This window comes from Devosia sp. J2-20 (assembly GCF_055808475.1).
The window spans coordinates 1,928,088-1,940,210 of the sequence record NZ_CM147870.1 but is presented as its reverse complement, the minus strand read 5'-3'; the positions used below and the strand labels follow the sequence as shown (position 1 = coordinate 1,940,210).

Annotated in this window: 14 protein-coding genes; 10 read left to right on the top strand and 4 right to left on the bottom strand. The window is 62.5% G+C overall.

Going from position 1 to position 12,123, the window contains the following annotated elements; all coding sequences use genetic code 11:
- Positions 1-160 precede the first annotated feature (160 nt).
- From AC0L37_RS09455 to AC0L37_RS09440, 4 genes are read left to right on the top strand one after another with little or no spacing between them, the layout of a single operon-like run.
- Positions 161-1,783, top strand: a complete 1,623-nt coding sequence (locus tag AC0L37_RS09455; protein ID WP_282221311.1) for a helix-turn-helix domain-containing protein — start codon at positions 161-163, stop codon at positions 1,781-1,783.
- 58 nt (positions 1,784-1,841) lie between these two features.
- A complete protein-coding gene (locus AC0L37_RS09450; RefSeq protein WP_212658134.1) occupies positions 1,842-2,225 on the top strand; it encodes a response regulator transcription factor in 384 nt (127 codons plus the stop codon).
- On the top strand, positions 2,209-2,445 hold the full coding sequence (locus tag AC0L37_RS09445) for a hypothetical protein (protein ID WP_269369920.1): 237 nt from the start codon (positions 2,209-2,211) through the stop codon (positions 2,443-2,445). The genes AC0L37_RS09450 and AC0L37_RS09445 overlap by 17 nt, the downstream gene beginning before the upstream one ends.
- The gene (locus tag AC0L37_RS09440; RefSeq protein WP_212658132.1) at positions 2,445-5,147 is read left to right on the top strand and encodes a sensor histidine kinase; all 2,703 of its coding nucleotides are present in this window, start codon (positions 2,445-2,447) and stop codon (positions 5,145-5,147) included. The genes AC0L37_RS09445 and AC0L37_RS09440 overlap by 1 nt, the downstream gene beginning before the upstream one ends.
- Here the strand turns inward: AC0L37_RS09440 and AC0L37_RS09435 are convergent.
- Positions 5,144-5,965, bottom strand: a complete 822-nt coding sequence (locus AC0L37_RS09435; RefSeq protein ID WP_269369924.1) for an ion channel — start codon at positions 5,963-5,965, stop codon at positions 5,144-5,146. The two genes, AC0L37_RS09440 and AC0L37_RS09435, sit on opposite strands and share 4 nt — an antisense overlap.
- A gap of 81 nt (positions 5,966-6,046) precedes the next feature.
- Here AC0L37_RS09435 and AC0L37_RS09430 point away from each other — a divergent pair, with 81 nt between their 5' ends.
- The 5 genes from AC0L37_RS09430 to AC0L37_RS09410 all read left to right on the top strand — a co-directional run bounded on the left by AC0L37_RS09430 (position 6,047) and on the right by AC0L37_RS09410 (position 10,090).
- Positions 6,047-6,565, top strand: a complete 519-nt coding sequence (locus AC0L37_RS09430) for a DUF1993 domain-containing protein (RefSeq protein WP_282221312.1) — start codon at positions 6,047-6,049, stop codon at positions 6,563-6,565.
- Positions 6,566-6,668: 103 nt separating this feature from the next.
- Positions 6,669-7,412: a glycosyltransferase family 2 protein gene (locus AC0L37_RS09425; protein WP_473312811.1), complete on the top strand. Its 744-nt coding sequence runs from the start codon at positions 6,669-6,671 to the stop codon at positions 7,410-7,412.
- A 130-nt stretch (positions 7,413-7,542) separates the two neighbouring features.
- Complete coding sequence (gene fliK, locus AC0L37_RS09420) at positions 7,543-9,273, top strand: flagellar hook-length control protein FliK (protein WP_282221313.1); 1,731 nt, start codon at positions 7,543-7,545, stop codon at positions 9,271-9,273.
- Complete coding sequence (locus AC0L37_RS09415) at positions 9,270-9,551, top strand: EscU/YscU/HrcU family type III secretion system export apparatus switch protein (protein ID WP_212658127.1); 282 nt, start codon at positions 9,270-9,272, stop codon at positions 9,549-9,551. Before fliK ends, AC0L37_RS09415 begins: the two co-directional genes overlap by 4 nt.
- 74 nt (positions 9,552-9,625) lie before the next feature.
- A complete protein-coding gene (locus AC0L37_RS09410) occupies positions 9,626-10,090 on the top strand; it encodes a DUF2076 domain-containing protein (protein ID WP_282221314.1) in 465 nt (154 codons plus the stop codon).
- A 15-nt stretch (positions 10,091-10,105) separates the two neighbouring features.
- Here AC0L37_RS09410 and AC0L37_RS09405 read toward each other — a convergent pair whose 3' ends face one another.
- Both AC0L37_RS09405 and AC0L37_RS09400 read right to left on the bottom strand, forming a co-directional pair.
- Positions 10,106-10,570 (bottom strand): cell wall hydrolase, encoded by a 465-nt coding sequence (locus AC0L37_RS09405; RefSeq protein WP_282221315.1) that lies wholly within the window; start codon positions 10,568-10,570, stop codon positions 10,106-10,108.
- A 108-nt stretch (positions 10,571-10,678) separates the two neighbouring features.
- Positions 10,679-11,011: a hypothetical protein gene (locus AC0L37_RS09400; RefSeq protein ID WP_212658124.1), complete on the bottom strand. Its 333-nt coding sequence runs from the start codon at positions 11,009-11,011 to the stop codon at positions 10,679-10,681.
- 181 nt (positions 11,012-11,192) lie between these two features.
- On the opposite strand from AC0L37_RS09400, the gene AC0L37_RS09395 reads away from it, so the two are divergent.
- On the top strand, positions 11,193-11,513 hold the full coding sequence (locus AC0L37_RS09395) for a hypothetical protein (protein WP_212658123.1): 321 nt from the start codon (positions 11,193-11,195) through the stop codon (positions 11,511-11,513).
- Here AC0L37_RS09395 and AC0L37_RS09390 read toward each other — a convergent pair.
- The gene (locus AC0L37_RS09390) at positions 11,510-12,121 is read right to left on the bottom strand and encodes a 5'-methylthioadenosine/S-adenosylhomocysteine nucleosidase (RefSeq protein WP_473312810.1); all 612 of its coding nucleotides are present in this window, start codon (positions 12,119-12,121) and stop codon (positions 11,510-11,512) included. The two genes, AC0L37_RS09395 and AC0L37_RS09390, sit on opposite strands and share 4 nt — an antisense overlap.
- Positions 12,122-12,123 lie beyond the last annotated feature (2 nt).

Sequence of the window (12,123 nt, the reverse complement as noted above, 5' to 3'; positions counted from 1 at the left end):
ATACATAGCCGACAGCTCACCGCCCCGTGAGTATTCACTCTGGAGAAAACGACGGCAATAGGTCGTTGTAATTGTTGAGATATTCTGTAAATTATTGTTCTTATGGACTGTGGCTATTGTCAATTCGTTGACAGGGCGTCGAAATGGGGAGGGCCGTTCAATGCGTGCGCCAATCGGTTTTCGTATCAGCAACAGACGGAAATCACTGAGGATTTCCCAGGCCGCACTGGCGCGACTGGTCGGGATTTCGGCCAGCTATCTGAACCTGATTGAAAACAACAAGCGCGACATTGGCGGGGCGTTGCTCAACCGTGTCGCCACCCAATTGGACATTGATGTCGACGAATTGGCCGGACGGACCGAGCAAAAGCTGCTGCAGGACCTTGAAGAGGCCTTTGCCGACCCGGTGGTTGAGTCGCTGCCCTTCCGTCCCGATGAGCGCCGCGATCTGGTGGCGCAATACCCCGCCAGCGCTGCGGCCCTTGCGCGCCTGCATCGCGCCTATACGGACGCCGTCTCGAACGCCGACGCCTATGCGGACCGCCTGCGCTCCGATCCGCTACTGAGCCAGTTGCTGCACCAGATCCTATCAGGCGTCACCGCCATTCGCTCTAGCGCCGAAATCCTTGATGATGTGCCTGACCTTGATGAAGCCGAACGGCAGCGCTTCCTGGGGGCCATTAGTCGCGAAACCCTTACCCTGTCCGATGTGTCGCGCAATCTCATCGGCCAGTTTGATACCTCCAGCGAAATCAGCCGCAATGTCTCGCCCGCCCGCGAAATCGACGATCTCATCATTGAGCGCCAGAACCATTTCCCCGGCCTTGAAACCGTAGCCGATGCGTTACGCGCCGAGATCGAGCGGGCAGGGGCCTTCAACGTTGCCACGCTCACCGATTTGCTGCGCAAGAACTTCGCTGTAACCGTTGCCTTTGGCGGTTTGCCTGATGAGCCCGATTTTCCTGGCCAGTACCGTTTTGACATCCTGACCCGCCGCATGTGGTTCCAGGGCACCGCGACCCTGGCCACAAGGCAGTTTCAACTGGCCCGGCTTTATGGCGAGCTGGCGGCTGGCGATGCGCTGGCCGAAACGCTCGATAGCGCCGTGCTCTCGACGCCCACCGCCCGGCGGCTGGCGGCCCGCGCCGTCGGCTCCTATCTGGCAGGCGCCATGGTGTTCCCCTATCAGCGCATGCTGGCCGACGCAGAATCGAGTGCCTATGACATCGACCATCTCCGGCAGGTCTATAATGCCAGCTTCGAACAGGTGGCCCATCGTCTGGTGACCCTGCGCCGTCCCGGCGAAGAGGGGGTGCCCTTTGGCTTTCTGCGCTCGGACCCTGCGGGTCGGCTTACCAAGCATTTCCCGCTGCCCGGTCTGCTGCTGCCCAATAGCGGTCACGCCTGCCCGCTCTGGGCGATCTACGGCGCCTTCAGGGTCCCCGACGCGCCCTTACGCCAGGTTGTGCGCTTCTCTGATGGCTCGCGCTATCTGTTCCTGGCGCGCACCGTGCAGCGCCGCACAGCGGCCTTCCGCGAGCAGATTGTCTCGTCCTCGGTCATGCTGGCCTGTGATGTGCTGCATGCCGATCGCACCATCTATGCATCTGGGCTCGACCTGAGCGATCTGTCCGCCGATATCCCGGTCGGTCCCAGCTGCCGCCTGTGCACCCGGCGCGACTGTGCCAGCCGTCAGGAAGAGACCCTGTCGCCCGATGCCGGGGCCTCGCGCACCCGCGCGCCATTGCTGCCAACGGTATTTGCGCTTGGCGATCAGGGCTGATTGCGCTTAAGTGAGGGCACATGGGCGGAGGGGAGACCGCGCATGTTTCAGGGGGAATTTGGCGATCGATATTCTCATTGCCGAGGACGAACCGAGCATATTGGAATCGCTCGACTTCATCCTGCGCCGCGCGGGCTTTTCCATCAGCGCGGTCACCGACGGCGACGCTGTCATTGATGCTGTGCGCCGACTGCAGCCGCGTATGCTGGTGCTCGATGTGATGCTGCCCAAGCGCAGCGGCTTCGACGTGCTCAAGCAGATCCGCGCCAATGTCGAATTGCGCGGCATGCCCGTGCTCATCCTGACGGCCAAGGGCCAGCAGCAGGATCGGCGCACCGCCGAGGAACTGGGCGCTGACGGCTTCGTCACCAAGCCCTACGCCAATGCCGATGTGGTCGGCGCGGTGCGGCAATTGCTGGGTGGGCATGGCGGAGCGGCGTAAACTCATTGCCAGCATGCTGGTGCTCACCATTTTCGGCGCCCTGCTGCTGGTGCCGCCGCTGGTCTATGTCTTTAATCAGCCCATCACCCATTTCGGCGTGCCGCAGGTGGTCATCTACCTGTTTGTGGTCTGGCTGCTGCTGATCATGGGTACGGCGATGCTGACCCATCTCCTGCCACCCGAAACCGGTGACACCACAAACGGGCCGGAGGCCGATTGATGCTTTCGGCCGATTTCGTCATCGCCACCGCAATCGGCTATGTCGGCCTGCTCTTCGTGCTGGCGTTTTTCGGCGACAGGCGGGCCCGCGCGCACAAGAAGTCGTTCCTGCATTCCCCGGCGGTCTATACGCTGTCCATCTCGGTCTATTGCACCAGCTGGACGTTCTATGGCGCCGTCGGCAATGCCGCGCGCAGTGGCCTTGAATTCCTCACCATCTATCTGGGACCCACCCTGGTCTTTGTCGGCTGGTGGTTCCTGCTGCGCCGGCTGGTGCGCATCAGTCACAATCAGCGCATCACCTCGCTGGCCGATCTGCTGTCCTCGCGCTTTGGCAAGTCCAACCGGCTGGCTGTGCTGGTCACCTGCATCGCCGTGATCGGCATCGCCCCCTATATCGCGCTGCAGCTCAAGGCCGTGACGTCCTCTATCCAGACTGTCGCCGGGGCGTCCGAATTCGGGCAGGGCAGTCTGGCTGGCATTGACGATGTGGGTCTGGCCTTCGGCATTGCCGCCGCCATGGCGGTTTTCACCATCCTGTTTGGTACGCGCCATGTCGACGCCAAGGAACAGCACCACGGCGTTGTCGCAGCTATCGCCTTTGAGGCCGTGGTCAAGCTCACCGCCTTGCTCGCCGTAGGGGTTTTTGTGGTCTATGCCGGTGGCGGCTTTGAAGGCATTTTCAGCCGCGCTGCAGAGATGGGCGTGGGGCCACAGGACGGCAATAGCTTTGACGATCGCTGGTTGACCACGCTCGCCCTGTCGGTCGCCGCCATTGTCTGTCTGCCGCGCCAGTTTCAGGTGACCGTGGTCGAAAACTCCGACGAGAACCATCTGCGCGTCGCCAGCTGGGCCTTTCCTGCCTACATGCTGCTGATGAGCCTGTTCATCCTGCCCATCGCCATGTTCGGGCTGACCTCCATGCCCGAGGGCTCCAATCCGGACATGTTCGCGCTCACCCTGCCCATGGCAGCCGGACAGGACGCGCTGGCGCTGTTTGCCTTTATCGGCGGCTTCTCTTCGGCCACCTCGATGATCATCCTGGAATCCATCGCGCTCTCGATCATGGTCTCCAACCATATCGTGATGCCGCTGGTGCTGCGCTTCAGCTCGGGCGAACCCAGCGGCGACGGGCAGGGCGTCAGCCGCTCGCTACTGGTCGCGCGGCGCTTTTCCATCGTGCTGATCCTGTCGCTGGGCTTTTTCTACTTTTTCTTCACCCGCGACTCCAACGCGCTGGCGCCTATCGGCCTGATCTCCTTCACCGCCATTGCCCAGTTCTTCCCCGCCGTGCTGGCGGCGCTGTTCTGGCGCGATGCCTCGCTCAAGGCAGCCACGGCCGCCATTGCGGCCGGTTTCGTCGTCTGGGTCTGGTGCAGCTTCCTGCCTTCGTTCGAGTCGGTGTCGCCGCAGGTTGCCATGTTGCTCGACAATGGCCCCTGGGGCATTGCCTGGCTGCGCCCCGAAGCGCTGTTCGGACTTGATGGTCTTGATCCGCTCAGCCATGCCGCGTTCTGGAGCCTGACCATCAATGTGTTGACCCTGACCGTGGTGTCGCTGCTGACCACCCAGTCGGCGCTCGAACGGATCCAGGCCACACTGTTTGTCGATGTTTTCCGCCGAGGCCACGTCGCGCAGGGCAATTTCGTGCGCGGCTCGGCCACCGCCAATGATCTGTTCTTTGTGGCCGAGCGCGTGCTGGGCGAGCGGCGAGCCGCCGCGCTGTTCGAGACGGCCGCGCGCGAGAGCGGCGTTGATCCTGACCGGCTTGAGCCCTCGTCGGAATTCATCGGCCGGCTTGAGCGCGAACTGGCGGGCTCCATCGGCGCCGCATCGGCCCACGTCATGCTCTCCAAGGTGGTGTCGGGCTCCGACGTTTCGCTCGAAGAAGTGATGCAGATGGCTGACGAGACTCAGCAGGTCATCGAGTATTCCCAGCAATTGGAGAAGACCTCGGCCGAACTGCGCTCCACCGCGCAAAAGCTCGAGGACGCCAATGTGCAGTTGCGCGAGCTCGACAGCCAGAAGGACGAATTTCTCAGCCAGGTCAGCCATGAGGTGCGTACACCCATGACCTCGATTCGATCCTTCTCCGAAATCCTGCTTGAGCCCGACGGCATTGATGAAGGCCAGCGTCATCACTTCGTCTCCACCATTCATCAGGAAAGCCTGCGCCTGACCAAGCTGCTCGATGAGATCCTTGATCTCTCCGCGCTCGAGCGCGGCGAACGGGCCTGGGACAATGTGCCCACCGATGCCGAAGATGCATTGGACCGCGCACTGCGCGTCTGCGACGCCCTGTTACGACAGCGCGGCATGCGCGTGGAACTGGGCGAGCGCGCCCGCCCGACCATGGTTGAGGGCGACGCTGACCGGCTATGTCAGGTCTTCATCAATCTGGTGTCCAACGCCGTCAAATATAACGATGCCGAACACCCCGTTGTGCGGGTCACCTCAGCGGTCAAGGCAGGCAGCTATGTGGTCGAGATCGCCGATAACGGCCCCGGCATTCCCAAGGGCGAACGCACACTGATCTTTGAAAAATTCTCGCGCGGCGAGCATGGTTCCAGCGATCAGAGTGGTGCCGGGCTGGGCCTGGCGATTTCGCGCCAGATCGTGGCCCGCATGAACGGCACGCTCGAATTGGTGCAGGGCCCGTTGCCGGGCGCCTGCTTCCGCGTGCGGCTCGACGTTATCCGCTAATAATTGCCGGGATCGGGAATGTTCAGGATGTGCCCGCACGCCTTGCAGTGCACCGCGTCCGGATCGTGATTCTGCAGGCCGCATTGCGGGCAGGGGAAGTGCACCTTATTGGGCCGGAAGATCGACTGCGCCAGCTTCACGAACAGCGAGATGCCAACGATCATGATGCTGATCGAGGCCAGCTTGCCCCAGGTGCCGGGCAGGGTGATATCGCCAAACCCGGTGGTGGTAACGGTGGCCACGGTGAAATAGAGCGCGTCGACATAGCCGGCAATGCCTTCGGCGCCGCGATTGGCGAAGGCCGTATAGACAAAGCCGGTCACCACAAACAGGAACACCAGCAGGTTGATCACCGCCTGGATCGTCTCGCGATATTCGGCATAGCCGCGCCGGTTCAGCGGGCGCCAGAAGGTACTGCTGCGCGTCATCGTCCATAGCCGCAGGATCCGCAGGAAGCCCAGGTTGAAGAACCAGGTCGGGGCCAGCAGCGTCACCAGAATGAAGACATCGAGGATCACCGGTACCTGTCGCAACCAGCGTTTGATGTCGGTCGACGCCAGCGCGCGCGCCGTCAGGTCCACCGCCAGCAACAGCGCGATGGAGTAGTCGATCCACAGAAACGAGTCGTTCTCGCGCAGCAGTGGCGAGGCGATGAAGAACACGATGATCGCCAGATCGACAACCAGCACCGAAAACTGAAACCGTTGCGCTTTGGGAGACTGGCTGTGGTAGAGCAGCCGCAGCTTGGATCGCAGCCGCGAGTAACCACTGTGCCGGTCTTCGTCCTCGCCTGCCGGCTTGTCTTTATCGCTGTGCATACCCAACTCACTTGTCATCCTGCTACCACAGGCACAAGTAAACTCTTCCCGTTAGCGTTCCGACAATCAAGGTGTCTCTCCATGACGATCGCCGTTTATGATCTGACCGTGCCAGTCTTTACCCGCATGCTGAACAATCTGCTGGTGGTCATGGACAAGGCCGAGGCCAATGCCACCGAGCGCAAGTTCGACACATCGGTGCTGGCCCAGGCCCGCCTGGCGCCCGATATGATTGCCTTCAGTGGCCAGGTTCTGATCGCCACCGATCACGTCAAAGGCTGCATCTCACGTCTGGCTGGTCGCGAAATTCCGGTCTGGCCCGATACCGAAAAGACCTTCGAGGAACTCCGCGCCCGCATCGCCAAGGCGCTCGATCTGCTGGCCTCAACCCGGCCAGAGGACCTTGCCGACAGCGACACGCGTGAAGTCGTGCTCAAACTTGGTGACAACGATATGCCGCTGAGCGGATTGGACTATCTCACCAAGTTCGCCATGCCCAATTTCTACTTTCACGTCACCACGGCCTACGCCATCCTGCGGGCCAATGGGGCGCCGATTGGCAAGCGCGACTACATCGCCGGGGCCGATTCGCGCGCCTGACGGCACGCAAAGCGCTTGAAAAGCGGCGCTTTGTGTTGCCCAAGCCAATCCGAGGCGCTATTTGCAGCGACCAAGGTCCGTTCCGGCCCGGCATGAGGCAGCAATGAAACTGGCATTCGTCATACCCGCCTATAATGAAGAGGCGCTGATCGGCAAATGCCTGGAATCAGTGGTGGCCGAGATCGCGCGCGCGGGCGTCGACGCCGAAATCATCGTGGTCAACAATGCCTCGACTGACCGGACCGGCGAGATTGCCCGCAGCTTTCCAACGGTCCGGGTCGTTGATGAGCCCAAAAAGGGTCTGGTCAACGCCCGCGATGCGGGCTTTGCCGCCAGTGAAGGCTTTGATCTGGTCGCCAATATCGACAGCGATACAATTGTGCCTGTCGGTTGGCTTGATACCGTGTTCAGCGAATTCCAGCGCGATCCCAAGCTGGTCTGCCTCAGCGGCCCCTATGTCTATTACGACATGAGCCCCTGGAGCCGGTTCCTGGTGAACATGTTCTATGGCCTGACCTATGTGATCTACATTCTCAACCGCTACATCCTGCACGTTGGTTCGGTGGTGCAGGGTGGCAATTTCGTCTTCAAGCGCGCCGCCTGGGCACAGGTAGGCGGCTATGATCGCTCCATCGACTTCTTCGGCGAGGATACCGATGTGGCGGTTCGGCTCTCCAAGGTCGGTGGCGTCAAATGGACATTCGGGCTCAAGATGAAGACCTCGGGTCGTCGGCTGGAAAAGGAAGGCGTATTTCGCACTGCGGGCACCTATACGCTCAACTTTTTCTGGGTGACCTTTCGCGGCAAGCCCGTCACCAAAGACTATACCGACATCCGCCCCGACTAGCGGCAAACTGGGTCTGGGCGTGACCGCGTTGGTCACACGCTGTTAAGTTTCCCAAGCGACACAGAATCATCCGATGCTGTCCCTGCGCTAGACTAGCGCAGCCGCATGGCGCGGCGGGGTCGGGTCCACCATGATTATCCCCAACCAGCTACCCCAGATCGTAACGGCCGCGCGCGGCGGGGCCTTGCAGGCGCTTGCGCTGCAGGCTGGTCAGGTCCTCGATGGTCGGGTCTTGGGGCCTGCTCCCAATGGCGGCACGCAGGTGCAGATCGAGGGCAAGCTGCTCAATCTGGTTCTGCCACAGGCCGCCAAGGCCGGCGATACCCTTCGTTTTGAAGTTCAGGGCAGTGGCGCACAGGTGCGCCTGGCGCTGCAGGTCGCAGCAGGCAAGCAGGCTTTGCCGGCACCGATCGCCAATGCGCCCACGCCCGCATCAGCTCAGCCAGCGGGTCCTGCGCCCGCCAGCGCGACTGCCCAGCCACCAGCTGGCGCTCCCCAGACAGCGGCAAGTTCCCCGCCGCCGCCCGCAGCCTCAACCCCGCAAGGTCAGGCAACCCAGCCAGCAGCCACAGTCCCCGCCAGCCCACCCGCTGCCGCCACGGCATCTGCGCCAACCGCCGCACCGGCTGGCATCTCGGTGCCACAATCAGCGCCGGTCGCCACCCCTGGGGCACCCGCAGCTAGCCAGACCGCGCCCATAGCACCTGTGCCTGCGGGGGCATCAGCCGCTATCACAACCGGGACAGCGCCGCCGGCCGCCGCACCAATTGCTGCCGCAAGCATACGCCCGGCCTCTCCTTACGCGGCCTCGACGCCCACCAGCCCAACTGCCAATGCTGCCACGTCCGGGCCCGCTACGGCCGCAGCGTCCGCCGCTCGCGTCACAACAGCGACACCGGTGGTCAACACCACGCCCACAGCCACCCCAGCGGCTGCGCCCAATATGCCCAGCACGCCACAGGCGGCATTGGCGCAGATGGTGCAGGCGGCCCTGCCACAGCAGAACAGCATTGCCAGCCTGACGGCGGCCTTGACCAATATCGCCGGCAAGGTGGCCTTGCCCGAGCCCGTCGCACGCGCGGCACAGCAGGTCCTCGCCAATCAGGTCAATCTTGATGGTGGCAAGCTCAATGGAGCGACTCTGCAAAAAGCCTTCATGAATTCAGGCACCTTTCAGGAGGCCGGTCTGGCCCGTCCCGGCGCGCCATTGCTGGCCCCGCAGGCCGACATGAAAGCGGCCATGCTGGCCCTGCGACAGACCCTGACCACCTGGCTGGGGCAGCAGACCCCGCTGGTCGCCCCGGTCTCCCAGATTGCCCCACCGCTGCGTGGTCAGATCCCCCGCGTCAAAGCGCTCGAAATCCAGCCGGTCGATCCCGCCGAGGGCGCCGAAACTGTCGGCAAGCACCTGCTGGAGCGCACCGAGTCGGCGCTGTCGCGGGTGCGCCTGCACCAGCACGCCTCCCTGCCTGATCCCACCATCAAAGGGGCCGATTGGAGCGTTGATCTGCCCGTGGTGATCGGCGGACAGCAGACCCTGCTGCAATTGGCGATCCACCGCGATGAACACAGTGCCAGCGAAGAGGCCAGCGAACGTGGCTGGCAGATGCGCTTTGCCATCAACCTGCCCGGCATGGGGGAGGTCGGCGCCCAGGTCTCGTTGCGCGGCAGTGCCACCGGTGTCATGCTCTGGGCCGAGGAGCGCTCTACTTCTCAAGCGCTGGAAGCTGACATCAACACTTTGCGCGATACGCTGGTGGAGGCAGGTCTGGAGCCTGGCGCCGTCATCGTCCGGCACGGCGCACCACCGGCACCACCAAAACCAGCCAGCGCCGGCCATATCGTGGATTCGCGCCGATGAGCGATGACCCCAAACAGGCCCCCGAGCGCTCGCTCGCCGTCGCGCTGCAATACGAGAAGGGCACACGCGAGGCCCCCCGTGTGGTGGCCAAGGGGCATGGCGTCGTCGCCGAACGCATTGTCGACCTAGCTCGGGAAAACGGGGTGATCATCGAGACCAACCCCGTGCTGGCCCAGGCCCTGAGCGGCATCGAGATCGACGATACCATTCCCCATGAGCTTTATGAGGCCGTGGCCGTGGTGATCGGCTACGTCCTGCGCACTAGCACAAAGCTCTGATTGGCCCAGCGCTATTGCACCGCGCCCGATGCTCCCCATGTGTAAGACAGACGCAGCAAGCACGGAGCCACCTCATGCCCAATCAGCAAGACCACGACATTATCGACGGCCTGTTCGATCGCATAGAGAATGTTGCCCGTACCAGCGCGCCCCGCGATGCTGATGCCGAACTCCAGATCCAGCAGCGACTGCGCGAATTTCCGCCTGCGCCATACTATCTCGCCCAGACCGTGGTGATGCAGGAGCAGGCGCTACGGCAGGCCGAGCAGCGCATTGCCGAACTGGAGGCACAGCGCCCGCGCGGGCCATGGGACCAGCAAGGGGCTGGCCGTGACCAGCGCGCCGGGCAGGGTGGCTTTCTGGCAGGCACCGCCGAAACAGCACTCGGCGTGGCCGGCGGCATGTTTCTGTTCAACGCCATTGGCGGCCTGTTTTCAGGCAGCGCCCATGCCGGGGAAGCCGATGTCAGCAATGCTGATATCGACGCCGGCGGCGATGATTTCGGGGATGGGGGCTTTGATATCGGCGGCGATTTCTAGCGCCGCCGTCACCAATCAGTATTTTTCGTAGAACTCGTTGCCGCCCGCTTCGAGCACGTAATGCATGTTGTTGTAGGGAAAACGCAGGCCCGCGGTATGGAAATGCTGCGCACTGCGGACCCCGGCATGACGCGCCCCATTGATCACCTGATCGGCCATCTGTGAGGCCAGTACGGCGCCGCTATCGGTCATCTTGCGGGTCAGCACGCCCTGCGCGAACTGGTTCTTTTGACCCACCACGCCACAGATCGATTTGGGATAGCGCGTGTCATCGACCCGGTTCATCACCACCGTCCCCACGGCCAGCATGCCTTCGGGGCTGGAGCGGTTGGATTCGAAATACATCGCGCGCATCATGCATTCCTTGGCGCTCAGCTGGGCCGTGCCAAAGCCGATACCGAACAGGCTGCAGCCACCCAGACCGGTGCCAACCACAACCAGAGCCATGGCCCGCAAGGCAGTCGCGCGTAATTTTCCCATGGTCCGTCTCTCTTGGTCGATCAGTGCAGTCGACAGAGAAAATGCCCCAACAGGCTTAAGGAAGGTCTGAGCCGGACGGTTAGCAAATCGCTAACGCCCGGCAGCGGCTCAGCGGCGCGTGAATACCAGCGCCGACAGCAGGGCAATCGTGCCCAGAGCCAGAACGACCGGTACCGGGTTTTCGCGCACGGCTTCGCCGGTTGCATTGGCCTGCTTGCTGACCTGGCGTGCGACCGCACGACCCTGATGCTGAACTTCGCGCGCGATCGCCACGGCATTGTGCTGCAGGTCGCTCATCGAATGGTCGCTATAGGAGTGCACGGAATGGGAGAGCTGATCGACCTGCTTGCGCAGGGCGGCAATCTGATGGGTCAGGTTGTCCGAAATCGCCTCGCCGGTGTTTTCGGCCTTCTGCAATGCACGTGAAGTTGCCGTTGCCATTGAAATGCTCCGTTTGTCGGTGATGTCATCTCAACTCTGGCTGAGCATGGAAGTTCCGCCTGGGGCGCAGATCATCGGCGCAAGAGCCTATTGGCGCCATAGAACTGCAGAAAGGCCCTTGGAGTTGACCCGCGCGCGCACTACATCAGACACACATCTTTGCCGACCCGAGGGGACCTTAATGGTCAAGAGCCGCGCCAGGCTGGACCGCCAGTTCGACCGCATTCAACGCCAGATTCCCCAATCATCGGGCATTCTGGCACATTTGCGTCGGCCCGGTGCGCGCTGGTTCCGCATTCCACTGGGGATTGTGCTGGTTCTGGGCGGCATTTTCAGCTTTTTGCCGGTGCTCGGCATCTGGATGCTGCCGCTGGGCCTTCTGCTGCTGGCACTTGATCTTGCCTTCCTGCAGGGCCCGGTCAACACCGCCATCCTGCGCGGCATGCGCAAATGGAGCATTTGGCGCCGTGCCCGGCGCGACAAGAAGGCCGGCAAGCTCTAGATTCGACCCGTTGCCATTTCGACCTCGATCAGATCCACGGCCGCCGCCAGCTTCTCATCAATGATGTGCAGATATTGCGTCCAGTCATCGACATGGGCGAGTTCGGCTGCACCATCCGAGATGCCGCGCAGCGCCACCAGCGGCACGCCAAACGCCTGACAAGCGCGCAGCACTGCATAGGTTTCCATATCCACCATATCGGCATCGACCCCATCATAGGCCGCGCCCGACACGATATTGGCGCCGGTCGATAGCGTTGCCCCGTCCAGCCCCGCAATGCGCGGCGATAATGGCTGCACCGGCGCCAGCTCCAGAAACGGCGTCTGGCCCTTGGGGATGCCCAGCGCAGAGGCGTCCATATCGCGATAGCTCACCGATACGGCCTGAAACACGCCGCATTGCGGCAATACGCGCGACCCGGCTGATCCCAGCGACACCACCACACGCGGCAGGGGGCGTGCCTCAGCCAGCGCCCGGGTGACGGTCACCGCCGCTTCAACCGGACCGACCCCGGTCATCAAGGGTTTGATTTTGGCTTGCAGGTGCGGGCCGTATTCGGCCTGCGCAGCCATGACATAGAGGATGCTCATACTTGCAGAATCTAACATAG

Bases quoted from the DNA above. Each gene is read 5' to 3' on its own strand.
- AC0L37_RS09435 (WP_269369924.1), bottom strand. From the start codon at position 5,965: ATGCACAGCGATAAAGACAAGCCGGCAGGCGAGGACGAAGACCGGCAC.
- AC0L37_RS09405 (WP_282221315.1), bottom strand. From the start codon at position 10,570: ATGGGAAAATTACGCGCGACTGCCTTGCGGGCCATGGCTCTGGTTGTG.
- AC0L37_RS09455 (WP_282221311.1), top strand. From the start codon at position 161: ATGCGTGCGCCAATCGGTTTTCGTATCAGCAACAGACGGAAATCACTG.
- AC0L37_RS09445 (WP_269369920.1), top strand. From the start codon at position 2,209: ATGGCGGAGCGGCGTAAACTCATTGCCAGCATGCTGGTGCTCACCATT.
- AC0L37_RS09425 (WP_473312811.1), top strand. From the start codon at position 6,669: ATGAAACTGGCATTCGTCATACCCGCCTATAATGAAGAGGCGCTGATC.
- AC0L37_RS09440 (WP_212658132.1), top strand. From the start codon at position 2,445: ATGCTTTCGGCCGATTTCGTCATCGCCACCGCAATCGGCTATGTCGGC.
- AC0L37_RS09395 (WP_212658123.1), top strand. From the start codon at position 11,193: ATGGTCAAGAGCCGCGCCAGGCTGGACCGCCAGTTCGACCGCATTCAA.
- AC0L37_RS09415 (WP_212658127.1), top strand. From the start codon at position 9,270: ATGAGCGATGACCCCAAACAGGCCCCCGAGCGCTCGCTCGCCGTCGCG.
- fliK (WP_282221313.1), top strand. From the start codon at position 7,543: ATGATTATCCCCAACCAGCTACCCCAGATCGTAACGGCCGCGCGCGGC.
- AC0L37_RS09410 (WP_282221314.1), top strand. From the start codon at position 9,626: ATGCCCAATCAGCAAGACCACGACATTATCGACGGCCTGTTCGATCGC.
- AC0L37_RS09390 (WP_473312810.1), bottom strand. From the start codon at position 12,121: ATGTTAGATTCTGCAAGTATGAGCATCCTCTATGTCATGGCTGCGCAG.
- AC0L37_RS09430 (WP_282221312.1), top strand. From the start codon at position 6,047: ATGACGATCGCCGTTTATGATCTGACCGTGCCAGTCTTTACCCGCATG.
- AC0L37_RS09400 (WP_212658124.1), bottom strand. From the start codon at position 11,011: ATGGCAACGGCAACTTCACGTGCATTGCAGAAGGCCGAAAACACCGGC.